The organism is Yersinia sp. 2466 StPb PI, from assembly GCF_041538325.1.
Lineage (GTDB): Bacteria > Pseudomonadota > Gammaproteobacteria > Enterobacterales > Enterobacteriaceae > Yersinia > Yersinia enterocolitica_E.
On the sequence record NZ_JAULSL010000001.1, the window covers coordinates 770,185 to 782,655 of the forward strand.

Sequence of the window (12,471 nt, forward strand, 5' to 3'; positions counted from 1 at the left end):
TATGGTTAAGATCTATGCTCCGGCATCGATTGGCAATGTCAGCGTTGGATTTGATGTGTTGGGTGCGGCGGTTTCGCCGCTAGATGGCACCTTACTCGGCGATTGTGTCAGCGTGACGGCGGCAGACCGTTTCAGTCTGCGCAATGAAGGCCGCTTTGTCAGCAAACTGCCTGATGACCCGAAAGAGAATATTGTTTATCAATGCTGGGAGCGTTTTTGTCAGGAAATGGGCAAACAGATCCCGGTGGCGATGGTGCTGGAAAAGAATATGCCGATTGGTTCTGGGCTAGGTTCCAGTGCTTGTTCGGTGGTTGCCGGGTTAATGGCGATGAACGAGTTCTGTGGCAAGCCATTGGATAAAGTCACGTTACTCGGCCTGATGGGGGAGTTGGAAGGGCGTGTTTCCGGCAGTGTGCATTATGATAATGTTGCACCTTGCTATCTGGGTGGCATGCAGTTGATCCTCGAACAGGAAGGTTACATCAGCCAGAATGTTCCCGGCTTTGATGATTGGCTGTGGGTCATGGCGTATCCGGGTATTAAGGTCTCGACCGCTGAAGCGCGCGCCATTTTACCGGCGCAATATCGCCGTCAGGATTGTATCGCTCATGGTCGTAATTTGGCTGGATTCATTCACGCTTGTCACACTCAGCAACCTGATTTGGCCGCTAAGATGATGAAAGATGTTATCGCCGAACCTTACCGCACCCAACTGTTGCCGGGCTTTGCTGCCGCCCGCCAAGCCGCCCATGATATTGGTGCATTGGCTTGTGGTATTTCCGGCTCTGGCCCGACGCTATTTGCTGTCTGCAATGATCATGAAACCGCACAACGCATGGCGGGATGGCTACAAAATCATTACCTGCAAAACGACGAAGGTTTTGTTCATATTTGCCGTCTGGATACCGCAGGCGCACGACTACTGGGATAACGCATGAAACTGTATAACCTTAAAGATCACAACGAGCAGGTCAGCTTCGCGCAAGCGATCAAACAAGGCCTGGGTAAGCATCAGGGGTTGTTCTTCCCACTGGAATTGCCAGAATTTGAACTGACAGAAATTGATAAACTGCTGGATCTGGATTTTGTTACCCGCAGTAGCCGTATTCTGTCTGCTTTTATTGGCAGTGAGATTGCCCCTGAAACCTTAACCAAACGCGTTCAGGCCGCATTTGAATTCCCAGCACCCGTGGCTCAGGTTGAGAATGATATCGCCGCACTGGAGCTGTTCCACGGCCCGACACTCGCGTTTAAAGATTTCGGCGCGCGTTTTATGGCGCAAATGTTGGCTGAAGTGGCGGGTGACCAGCCGGTGACAATCTTAACGGCGACTTCCGGTGACACTGGGGCGGCGGTAGCACATGCATTCTATGGCCTGAAAAACGTGCGGGTGGTTATTCTCTACCCACGTGGCAAAATCAGCCCATTGCAGGAAAAACTGTTCTGTACATTAGGTGGCAATATCCACACCGTGGCAATTGAGGGCGATTTTGATGCCTGCCAGGCCTTGGTGAAACAGGCCTTTGATGATGAAGAGCTGAAGCAGGAACTGAGCCTTAACTCCGCCAACTCGATCAACATCAGCCGCTTATTGGCACAAATCTGCTATTACTTTGAAGCGGTAGCCCAGTTGCCACAAGAAGCACGTAATCAACTGGTTATCTCGGTACCCAGTGGTAACTTTGGTGATTTGACCGCCGGGCTGTTAGCGAAGTCATTAGGTTTGCCAGTTAAGCGCTTTATTGCTGCCACCAACGCCAACGACACAGTGCCGCGCTTCTTGGTTAACGGCCAGTGGCAGCCAAAACCTACTGTTGCGACACTCTCGAATGCAATGGATGTCAGCCAGCCGAACAACTGGCCACGTGTTGAAGAGTTATATCGCCGTAAAATCTGGCAGTTGAAGGATTTAGGCCACGGTGCGGTGAGTGATGAAGTGACCAAAGAGACCATGCGTGAGCTGGCGGAGCTGGGTTATATCTCTGAACCTCATGCGGCGATTGCGTATCGTGTTTTGCGTGATCAGTTGCAGGACGGCGAGTTTGGGTTGTTCATCGGTACCGCTCATCCGGCGAAATTCAAAGAGAGCGTGGAAGAGATCCTCGGCCAGGAACTTCCGTTGCCGAAACCACTGGCTGTTCGGGCGCAACTGCCTTTGTTATCCCATGATTTACCAGCCGATTTTGCGCAATTGCGGGCTTTCTTGATGGCTTTGCCAAAATAATTACCCGTCTTACTTGGTGTTGCAGCGTTGTTAGCCGCTGTCACTCACCCGAATCACTTACTTGAGTAAGTGATTCGGGATGTGCCCGTTTGCTGCCTAGCTGCAACACCAATTACTTAGGGTAATGCTTTTTCTACTTGACGTTGTTAAAACTGCTCAGCGCGCTTAAACACCAGTTCATTTTTTGCCGACAGCCCGGTATCAAACTCATAGCCTTCCAGATTGAAATCAACCAGTTGTTCTGGTTTGGTTAACTTATTCTGGATGATAAAGCGGCTCATCAGGCCACGGGCTTTCTTGGCATAGAAACTGATGATTTTGTATTTACCGTTTTTCTCATCTAAAAATACCGGTTTAATCAGTGAACCTGCCAGGCTGGCCGGTTTAACAGCTTTAAAATATTCATCAGAAGCCAGATTAATCAGCACATTATCACCTTGCTGCGTCAATGCCTGATTCAGTTTTTCAGTTATCTGGTCACCCCAGAACGAATAGAGATCTTTGCCGTGGGGATTAGCCAACTTAATCCCCATCTCCAGGCGGTAAGGTTGCATTAAATCCAGCGGGCGTAACAGGCCGTACAAGCCAGAAAGCATACGCAAATGCTTTTGCGCAAAATCAAAATCGGCGGCGCTGAAATTCTGTGCTTGCATGCCGGTATAGACATCACCTTTAAAAGCCAAAATCGCCTGACGTGCATTGTCCGGGGTAAAATCAGGCTGCCAGTCGCTAAAGCGGGCAGCATTTAAACCGGCCAGCTTGTCGCTAATCCCCATCAGACTGCTGATTTGGGCTGGCGTCAGCTCACGACAAATCTCAATAAGCGCTTGTGACTTATCCAACATTTCAGGCTGAGTAAACTTCTTGGTCGCTAATGGACTTTGATAATCAAGGGTTTTAGCCGGAGAGATAATAATAAGCATAACGATATCCTGTTAATCCAGATGAGACACTGTAGCAAAAAGCGCACGTCAGCAAAAAAAAGATTGGGCGATTGCTAAGATAGGTATCCCCATCGGACATGACGTTGTAGGGTTGTCAGCGATGATAGAGCTTGGCTAAATCGTCTCAGCACGATAAGAATGGACGAAATTGCTATTAACCAACCGGTTTCTGGCTGTTTTGCACGGCGAAAACGGTTGCTAAGCAAAAAGCGTGTCTTTGCGCTTTTTTTAATCAGTTTAACTGCCTTGCACCAAGGCTTACGCATGTTATTATCAAGACAAGGCAGTGCGTCCAGATAGCCACTATTGCGAAATGGCTAACATTTCGAAAGAGCAGAAAGCAGCTTGAGAAAACAGATTCTTGAGAACATGCGTTCTTTAGGAAATGAACAGTTTTGACATGCCAAAAGTTCATGCACAAACGACGAGAAACGACAACATGACCGATAAACTTACTTCCCTACGTCAAATTACCACTGTAGTAGCAGATACCGGGGATATCGCGGCAATGAAGCTGTACCAGCCGCAAGATGCAACCACTAACCCATCACTTATCCTGAATGCGGCTCAAATTCCTGAATATCGCAAACTGATCGATGAAGCCATTGCTTGGGCACGCGAGCAAAGCAGTGACCATGCTCAGCAGATTGTTGATGCCACTGACAAATTGGCTGTGAATATCGGTTTGGAAATTCTGAAACTGATCCCAGGGCGCATTTCTACCGAAGTTGATGCTCGTCTTTCCTATGACACCGTTGCCAGCGTGGCAAAAGCCAAGCGCCTGATTAAACTGTATAACGAAGCTGGCATCAGCAATGATCGTATTCTGATCAAACTGGCCTCGACCTGGCAGGGTATCCGTGCTGCGGAACAACTGGAAAAAGAAGGCATTAACTGTAACCTGACTCTGCTGTTCTCCTTCGCTCAGGCGCGTGCTTGTGCTGAAGCGGGTGTGTTCCTGATTTCACCGTTTGTTGGCCGTATTCTTGACTGGTACAAAGCCAATGGCGACAAAAAAGAGTTCGCGCCACACGAAGATCCAGGTGTCGTTTCAGTAACCGAGATTTATCAGTATTACAAAAAACACGGTTATAGCACTGTGGTGATGGGCGCAAGCTTCCGTAATCTGGGCGAAATCATTGAGCTGGCGGGTTGTGATCGCCTGACTATCGCACCTTCTCTGCTGAAAGAACTGGCAGAAAGCGAAGGCCCGATCGAGCGTAAACTCGCTTATACCGGTGACGTTCAGGCGAAGCCTGCACCACTGACTGAAGCTGAGTTCTACTGGCAGCATAATCAGGATCCAATGGCTATCGATAAACTGGCTGACGGTATCCGTAAGTTTGCTATCGACCAAGGCAAGCTTGAGAAAATGATCTCTGACCTGCTGTAATTCGAGTTGTGTGTCAGATAAAAGGTGGCGTAAGCCGCCTTTTTTATTGCCCGTTAACCAGGCAGGTTTGCGCGCCTACCCCCACGCTAATTACGTTGGATATGCTATTATTCGCCCTGGATAACAGGCATTTCGTCGAGGTAGTCGCATGAATACATTACGTATAGGTTTAGTCTCCGTCTCTGATCGGGCGTCGAGTGGGGTATATCAAGATAAAGGCATTCCGGCGCTGGAAGAGTGGCTGGCAAGTGCGTTAACCACCCCTTTTGAAATAGAAACTCGCCTTATCCCCGATGAGCAAACTCTGATTGAGCAGACATTGTGTGAGTTAGTCGATGAAATGGGCTGCCACTTGGTGCTGACCACTGGCGGTACCGGCCCGGCAAGACGTGATGTTACCCCTGATGCCACGCTGGCAATCGCGGATCGGCAGATGCCTGGTTTTGGCGAACAAATGCGCCAAATTAGCTTACATTTCGTTCCCACTGCTATTTTATCCCGTCAGGTAGGGGTTATCCGTAAGCAAGCATTGATTATCAACTTACCGGGGCAACCTAAATCTATCAAAGAAACCCTTGAAGGGGTTAAAGATGCTGAATCGAAAGTGGTCGTCCCCGGTATCTTTGCCAGTGTGCCTTATTGCATTCAACTACTGGACGGGCCTTATATAGAGACCAATGCTGAAGTGGTAGCGGCTTTTCGCCCGAAGAATGCCATTATCGATATAAAAAACTAAATTAAAATTTTTTACAACATAAGGCACCATTCTAACCGTGTGGGGAATTTTGTACGGTATAGTCCTATTAACTTTACAAAAAGCTGAAAATATTTTTCTTCCCCAACTCTGGTTTATTACGGTGTCATATGTCTCAAGAACACAATTCATCTCAAGTCGACTTATCGCAACCTCATGTTGCTCAAGAGCATAATCCTAACCGTCGATTGAATAAGCAAGATTATAAAACGCTCACTCTGGCTGCATTAGGGGGCGCTTTGGAATTTTATGACTTCATTATTTTCGTCTTCTTTGCTGCGGTTATCGGCGATCTTTTCTTCCCGGTAGATATGCCTGAGTGGCTGCGCCAGGTGCAGACATTCGGTATTTTTGCGGCCGGTTATCTGGCCCGCCCACTGGGCGGTATCATCATGGCGCATTTTGGCGACCTGGTTGGCCGTAAGAAAATGTTTACTCTCAGTATTCTGTTAATGGCTTTACCTACACTGGCGATCGGTATGTTGCCGACTTATGCTTCGATTGGTATCGCGGCCCCATTACTGCTGCTCTTGATGCGTGTGTTACAAGGTGCGGCAATTGGCGGTGAAGTCCCCGGAGCATGGGTTTTCGTGGCTGAACATGTACCGCGTCGGCGCATTGGGATTGCCTGCGGTACGTTAACGGCGGGCCTGACTGCGGGGATCTTGCTGGGGTCGCTGGTGGCTACTGCTATGAATACCGCCTTAAGTCATCAAGCCATCTTAGACGGTGGCTGGCGCGTGCCATTCTTCCTGGGGGGGATTTTTGGTCTGTTCGCGATGTATCTGCGCCGTTGGTTGCAAGAAACACCTATTTTTAAAGAGATGCAGGCACGTAAAACTTTAGCTGATGAGTTGCCACTGAAATCTGTCGTGGTTAACCATAAGAAAGAAGTGTTTGTTTCCATGCTGTTGACCTGGTTGCTCTCTGCCGGGATCGTGGTGGTTATCCTGATGACCCCGACGTATTTACAAAAGCAGTTCGGTGTACTGCCCGCGCTGGCATTGCAGGCCAATAGTTTGGCGATTGTCGCACTGGTGTGTGGCTGCGTGATTGCCGGGCTGGTCATTGACCGCTTTGGTGCCAGTAAAACCTTTATCGTTGGCAGCCTGATGTTGGCGGCATCGACATGGTCGTTCTACCACACTAATTTAACTGATCCAACTCAACTCATTACGCATTATATGATGGCTGGATTTTGTGTCGGCATTGTCGGTGCGGTACCTTATGTGATGGTCCGTGCATTCCCAGCAGAGGTCCGTTTTACCGGGATATCCTTCTCTTACAATGTGGCCTATGCCATTTTTGGTGGTCTGACACCGATTGTGGTGACCCTATTAATGAAAATGACACCGATGGCCCCGGCCTATTACATGCTGTTGTTATCGCTGGTAGGATTGTTGCTGGGGATTTATCTGCGTAATGATATTAATAGCGATGTGAAAGTGCATCTGCCAAAGAAGGTTTTGGTTGAGTAAGAGAGCGGGTAAATAGATCTCATCTTCAAAAATAGCCCATACAATTTATGGGCTATTTTTTGACCCATATAGTTTAAAATTCATTCTTAAAATTAAAGCCGACCTTCTGTTTGACGCGAGCAGAAGGTTGAGAAATGACTTCAGAGTACAATGTACGAGCACCCTGTTGTTGTAAATATCGGCTCAGTTCTCTGACTGCCGCTGTACCAGCACCTCTTACGGTTCCTTCTCGGCCGGGAAATAAGACATAGTCTGGCAGGGTTGCAGATGCGACCAGTTCAACTTCATCCAGGTTATTAAAACGGTCAGCAAGTACTATCGCGATAACTCTTCCCTGCAGTTTAACAATTACATATATTTCACTGGGGCGATGAAGAGTGAGCCTTCGATTGATAATACCCGTCACAATATTTCCTGCACGAAGCAGTTTTATGCGGGCATCATTCATTTCATCTGTAGCTGCATCTGCACTGGCAGCGAGGTCGGGGTAACTTCGGTCATACTGCTGCTCCCAGTGAGTAATGGTTTCTTTCAGCTTTTTCCGCATCGCTTGGGCATTACTCACTGCTACACCTGAAAGTTTTTCCTCCTCCTCGGGGGTTGGTGTTGGGAGCACTTCTATTTCGAATTCCAATTCAGTTTGCTCGACGGGTTCACCTTGTGAAATGATTATTGGAGTCGTCGGTCTAAAGACGAAAGTCTCTAATAACAACTCATAAATGCCTAATGGTAAGAGCTCCACCTGTGATGGTGATTCATTAGATGAAGAAACAGAACTGTAAGATATATAACTAAGCTGAGCATAATCAAAAGCGGTTTTAATATCGGCAAAGGCATTATTAGTGGTTCTATCGGTTATTTTTTCTGTTATAGCATGGATGAACCTATTTTCTACTGCTGCATGTTCGACGGTGACGCCGGTACTTCCTGTTCTTATTATTGAATCTACTATTTGGCCAAAAAATGCAGTATTCCAGGTTGCTAAGCTATTACCAAACAACAAGGTAAAGTCAGTCATAATTTCCAATGTCCAATCAATACAATGGGGCCTTATTTGACGTATTGGACGAGAGTTAAGTAACGAGTGGAACGAAACCATGCAGGCTTTGGCTACCGCTGGGAGACTGAGAGATTGTCTACGTTGGCTGTTATCCATATAAGTTAATGTCATGTAGTTATCGACATCATCAGGCATCTGTAACTCTTCTTCTTTGGCGGACTTTGGTTTTAGTGGGGGACTGTTTCCGGCAATATGTAATGTTTTTCCTTTTGTATTATGGTTAAAAAAATCATCTGCACTGAATACAATGCTATTCAATTGTTGGCATTTACCTCGAACAATATAATTATAAATATTTAAAAAAGGAGTAAAAGCACAGAGTATTTTACTTGTTTGTACTAAATCTCTTTTTTCCCAATCTTTATCTCCTGTATCTGCGGTAAGTATGGTTTTTGCGATAACTAAAGGTTTATCTTTATTGTAGTTGGTTATTACTATCTCTGGAGTTGCACTAATGCCATTATCCCAATCAAATAAAATTATTGGGGATATATTTACTAAATTATTTCGCAATGTTTGAATATATTGTACTTGTACAATATCTTTTTTCATTTGTATAATAAAAGATAGGTTGTCGCTGCGTTTATAATGTTCAAAATAAAACTTAGTGTTCATTTTTTTGTTGTAGAATTCAATTCTACTATTATTAATGTTAATGTTAGCGCCGTTAAATAGCGATAGAACATAATTATCACCTTCGCCTAAATTCATAGTATTAAAAACCAATAAAATTTGCTTATTCTTCAAACGTTCATCATTCCAGTATTTTTTAAATACACTAGCGATTTTTATGGTATAACTATTTATAATGACACATTGTTGATCACAATTAAGGCCTTTTATTTCTGCTACCTTGATGCTAGTAATTGCATTACTCATTTCCAGTGCTTTTAAACTATTATCAGTAATGCTTTCTGTTAACTTAAAAAAAGGAGCATTGAAATTATCATTCTTGTAGATTGTTGCTATCATTCCTTGGGGTATGGTTATGGATTGAATACTATCATTATGAATAGGTAGTACTTCTCTGTCCGACTCAAGGATGTTTTCTGTATCGTGATAAAAATCTATTTGTTGATTGGATGCTAAACAAGTAGTGTCACCCTGAAACTGATCTTCTGTATAAAAACAGATTGCCGGTGCTATTTGATATGATTTTATTCTTTTATAAAACCCTGATGATTTTAGTTGCCGTAGATTAATATCATTCTTTAATGTTATTTTTTTACCAGAAAGATCAATATCATCATAAAGGGTTACAATCATGCCCAGCGGGACCGAAATTGATTCTATTTTATTATTGAATGCATCATTATAAGCAGACATTGATTCATTCTCTGCTGAGCAAAATGATTCCCCACTAAAATCTGCTAGCTCATAAAAACAGACTTTCCCCTCACTTGAATAGACTGATTCTGATATTATTAATATAGCGTTTATCAATAGTTTTGTGACTATTCTCATAGGCTAGCCCTTAAGTCTATTAACTTGAATGTTTCATGTTACTTACCTCATCTTGATGTTATATGATTTGTTTTTTCTTTACTCTATCTATTTTAATTCTTCTATTTAATTATTTTGTAATGCTAATTTTAATCAAGTAATCCATTTTTTTAGACGTAATAAGTAAACATAAAAAAGCCCCTGAAACATGAATGCTCCAGGGGGCTTTAAATCTAAATTTCCTAATTAAACTACATGTTGCGCTTGTAAAGTTGGGCTTGGTTCACCAATAGGCAATACGGTACGGCCATATTGTTCGTTCAATACTTCTGCCATTGCCAGGTAAATTGCACTTGCACCACAAATGATGCCTTCGAAACCGGCGAACACCAGCAGTGAATGGTTGCCGGTGAAGTTACCGACGGCCAGCAGCGCAAACAGCAGCGTCAGGCTACCGAAAACAAACTGCAAAGCACGGTTAGCGGGCAAAGTCCCGAAGAACATAAACAGTGTGAAGATGCCCCATAAACCTAAATAAACGCCGAGGAATTGTGCATCAGTTGCGTCAGCCATACCCATCTTAGGTAACATCAGCAAACCGACCAGGCTCAGCCAAAATGCGCCATAGGAGGTAAATGCAGTGGCCGCGAAAGTATTACCCTTCTTATATTCCAGCATACCCGCCAGAATTTGTGCCAGACCGCCGTAAAAAATCCCCATACTCAAAATAACAGAGGTCAGGGGGAAGAAACCTGCATTGTGTAGGTTGAGCAAGACGGTTGTCATCCCAAAACCCATCAGGCCTAACGGGCCAGGATTTGCCAACTTGGTGGTGTTCATAAGTCCTCTGCAATTAACAGAATGCTAAAAAATGGATAGTTATCCGAATAAGTATCAAACGCCTGAATGACCAAAAAGTCGTCGATTCCCTCAGTGCGCGCCGCATCATAATGATCCACGCGGTTGGAAACAATGATCTCGAGGGTGATAAAAAGTAATTTTTTTTCATCTCCCCCCTTGATGCTGCGTTTCGTGGCCCCATCTTATTCCCAACCGCAGGGACTAATCGTGGATCAGCGGACACATGCATCAGTAAAATATTGGGCATGAAAACATTGATTAACAAAATACGGGCAGTTGAAAACAAACAATCCGCCCACATATAGATTAGTAACTTGACCGAATATGACTTTTTAGTGGAGGCGTTTTAGATGGGTAAAATTATTGGTATCGACTTGGGTACTACCAACTCTTGTGTAGCAATTATGGATGGCACTAAAGCTCGTGTGCTGGAAAACAGCGAAGGCGACCGTACTACGCCTTCTATCATCGCTTATACCCAAGATGGTGAGATTCTGGTTGGTCAACCGGCTAAACGTCAGGCTATTACTAACCCACAAAACACACTGTTTGCCATCAAACGTTTGATTGGCCGTCGTTTCCAGGATGAAGAAGCGCAGCGTGATAAAGATATCATGCCGTACAAAATCGTGGCAGCCGACAATGGTGATGCTTGGGTTGAAGTAAAAGGCCAGAAAGTTGCACCACCACAGATTTCTGCTGAAGTTCTGAAGAAAATGAAGAAAACAGCGGAAGATTTTCTGGGTGAACCAGTAACTGAAGCGGTTATCACTGTACCGGCTTACTTCAACGATGCTCAGCGTCAGGCAACGAAAGATGCTGGCCGTATCGCCGGTCTGGAAGTAAAACGTATCATCAACGAACCAACCGCAGCGGCACTGGCCTACGGTTTGGACAAAGAAGTCGGCAACCGTACTATCGCGGTTTATGACCTCGGTGGTGGTACTTTCGATATCTCTATCATCGAAATCGACGAAGTTGACGGTGAAAAAACCTTCGAAGTTCTGGCAACCAATGGTGATACTCACTTGGGTGGTGAAGACTTTGATAGCCGTCTGATCAACTATCTGGTTGACGAATTCAAGAAAGACCAGGGTATGGATCTGCGTACCGATCCACTGGCAATGCAGCGCCTGAAAGAAGCCGCTGAAAAAGCAAAAATCGAGCTGTCTTCAGCTCAACAGACCGACGTTAACCTGCCGTATATCACGGCTGATGGCAGCGGTCCAAAACACATGAACATCAAAGTGACCCGCGCTAAATTGGAGTCACTGGTAGAAGATTTGGTTAATCGTTCTATTGAACCACTGAAAGTGGCTTTACAAGATGCTGGCCTGTCTGTTTCCGATATCCAGGACGTTATCTTGGTTGGTGGTCAGACTCGTATGCCAATGGTTCAGAAGAAAGTTGCTGATTTCTTCGGTAAAGAACCACGCAAAGACGTTAACCCAGATGAAGCTGTAGCCATTGGTGCGGCAGTGCAGGGTGGTGTTCTGTCTGGTGAAGTGAAAGACGTTCTGTTATTGGACGTTACCCCACTGTCACTGGGTATTGAAACCATGGGTGGTGTGATGACCCCACTTATCACTAAAAACACCACTATCCCAACTAAGCACAGCCAGGTGTTCTCTACTGCAGAAGACAACCAGTCTGCGGTAACCATCCATGTGCTTCAGGGGGAGCGTAAACGTGCTCAGGATAACAAGTCTCTGGGTCAGTTCAATTTGGACGGTATCCAGTCTGCTCCTCGCGGTATGGCGCAAATCGAAGTGACTTTCGATATCGACGCCGATGGTATTCTGCATGTGTCTGCTAAAGACAAGAATACCGGTCGTGAGCAGAAGATAACCATCAAGGCATCTTCTGGTTTGAACGAGGAAGAGATCCAGAAAATGGTACGTGATGCAGAAGCTAACGCAGAAGCAGACCGTAAGTTTGAAGAACTGGTTCAGACTCGCAACCAGGCTGACCATCTGATTCACGGCACCCGTAAACAGTTGGAAGAAGCCGGCGACAAACTGCCAGCAGAAGACAAAACTGCGATCGAAGATGCTTTGAAAGCGCTGGAAGCTGCTCTGAAAGGCGAAGACAAAGCTGAAATTGAAGCGAAAACTCAGGCTCTGGTGCAGGTTTCTGGCAAATTGCTAGAAATGGCTCAGCAGCAGCAAGCAGCCGCAGGCGGCGATGCTGGTGACACCAGTGCCAAGAAAGAAGACGACGTGGTAGACGCCGAATTCGAAGAAGTGAAAGACAAAAAATAATCGCCCTTAAGCGGGCACAGCAGTGGTAGGCCTTACTGTTGCTGGAAACCAGC

At 45.5% G+C, this 12,471-nt stretch carries 9 protein-coding genes; 6 read left to right on the forward strand and 3 right to left on the reverse strand.

Annotated elements, in window-relative coordinates; genetic code table 11:
• The first annotated feature begins 1 nt into the window (after window position 1).
• On the forward strand, window positions 2–931 hold the full coding sequence (gene thrB, locus Q2T72_RS03505) for a homoserine kinase (RefSeq protein ID WP_372557966.1): 930 nt from the start codon (window positions 2–4) through the stop codon (window positions 929–931).
• Window positions 932–934: 3 nt separating this feature from the next.
• Window positions 935–2,224: a threonine synthase gene (gene thrC, locus Q2T72_RS03510; protein WP_083160635.1), complete on the forward strand. Its 1,290-nt coding sequence runs from the start codon at window positions 935–937 to the stop codon at window positions 2,222–2,224.
• Window positions 2,225–2,370: 146 nt separating this feature from the next.
• Here the strand turns inward: thrC and yaaA are convergent, their stop codons facing one another.
• Complete coding sequence (gene yaaA, locus Q2T72_RS03515) at window positions 2,371–3,147, reverse strand: peroxide stress protein YaaA (RefSeq protein ID WP_372568652.1); 777 nt, start codon at window positions 3,145–3,147, stop codon at window positions 2,371–2,373.
• A 460-nt stretch (window positions 3,148–3,607) separates the two neighbouring features.
• Here yaaA and tal point away from each other — a divergent pair, with 460 nt between their 5' ends.
• The 3 genes from tal (at window position 3,608) to Q2T72_RS03530 (ending at window position 6,793) form a co-directional block, all read left to right on the forward strand.
• The gene (gene tal / locus Q2T72_RS03520; protein WP_083160631.1) at window positions 3,608–4,561 is read left to right on the forward strand and encodes a transaldolase; all 954 of its coding nucleotides are present in this window, start codon (window positions 3,608–3,610) and stop codon (window positions 4,559–4,561) included.
• Window positions 4,562–4,709: 148 nt separating this feature from the next.
• The gene (gene mog, locus Q2T72_RS03525; protein ID WP_083160629.1) at window positions 4,710–5,297 is read left to right on the forward strand and encodes a molybdopterin adenylyltransferase; all 588 of its coding nucleotides are present in this window, start codon (window positions 4,710–4,712) and stop codon (window positions 5,295–5,297) included.
• Window positions 5,298–5,425: 128 nt separating this feature from the next.
• On the forward strand, window positions 5,426–6,793 hold the full coding sequence (locus tag Q2T72_RS03530) for an MFS transporter (RefSeq protein ID WP_083160627.1): 1,368 nt from the start codon (window positions 5,426–5,428) through the stop codon (window positions 6,791–6,793).
• Between the two features lie 73 nt (window positions 6,794–6,866).
• On the opposite strand, the gene Q2T72_RS03535 is transcribed toward Q2T72_RS03530, so the two are convergent.
• Together Q2T72_RS03535 and satP are read right to left on the reverse strand one after the other, a co-directional pair.
• On the reverse strand, window positions 6,867–9,317 hold the full coding sequence (locus Q2T72_RS03535) for a peptidase inhibitor family I36 protein (RefSeq protein WP_372568653.1): 2,451 nt from the start codon (window positions 9,315–9,317) through the stop codon (window positions 6,867–6,869).
• 225 nt (window positions 9,318–9,542) lie between these two features.
• Window positions 9,543–10,136: an acetate uptake transporter gene (gene satP / locus Q2T72_RS03540; protein WP_083160623.1), complete on the reverse strand. Its 594-nt coding sequence runs from the start codon at window positions 10,134–10,136 to the stop codon at window positions 9,543–9,545.
• Window positions 10,137–10,507: 371 nt separating this feature from the next.
• On the opposite strand from satP, the gene dnaK reads away from it, so the two are divergent.
• Window positions 10,508–12,418, forward strand: coding sequence for a molecular chaperone DnaK (gene dnaK / locus Q2T72_RS03545; protein WP_083160621.1), 1,911 nt, complete (start codon window positions 10,508–10,510; stop codon window positions 12,416–12,418).
• Window positions 12,419–12,471 lie beyond the last annotated feature (53 nt).

Excerpts from the sequence above, each read along its gene's own strand:
- Q2T72_RS03530 (WP_083160627.1), top strand. The coding sequence starts at position 5,426 with ATGTCTCAAGAACACAATTCATCTCAAGTCGACTTATCGCAACCTCAT.
- tal (WP_083160631.1), top strand. The coding sequence starts at position 3,608 with ATGACCGATAAACTTACTTCCCTACGTCAAATTACCACTGTAGTAGCA.
- Q2T72_RS03535 (WP_372568653.1), bottom strand. The coding sequence starts at position 9,317 with ATGAGAATAGTCACAAAACTATTGATAAACGCTATATTAATAATATCA.
- yaaA (WP_372568652.1), bottom strand. The coding sequence starts at position 3,147 with ATGCTTATTATTATCTCTCCGGCTAAAACCCTTGATTATCAAAGTCCA.
- satP (WP_083160623.1), bottom strand. The coding sequence starts at position 10,136 with ATGAACACCACCAAGTTGGCAAATCCTGGCCCGTTAGGCCTGATGGGT.
- thrC (WP_083160635.1), top strand. The coding sequence starts at position 935 with ATGAAACTGTATAACCTTAAAGATCACAACGAGCAGGTCAGCTTCGCG.
- thrB (WP_372557966.1), top strand. The coding sequence starts at position 2 with ATGGTTAAGATCTATGCTCCGGCATCGATTGGCAATGTCAGCGTTGGA.
- dnaK (WP_083160621.1), top strand. The coding sequence starts at position 10,508 with ATGGGTAAAATTATTGGTATCGACTTGGGTACTACCAACTCTTGTGTA.
- mog (WP_083160629.1), top strand. The coding sequence starts at position 4,710 with ATGAATACATTACGTATAGGTTTAGTCTCCGTCTCTGATCGGGCGTCG.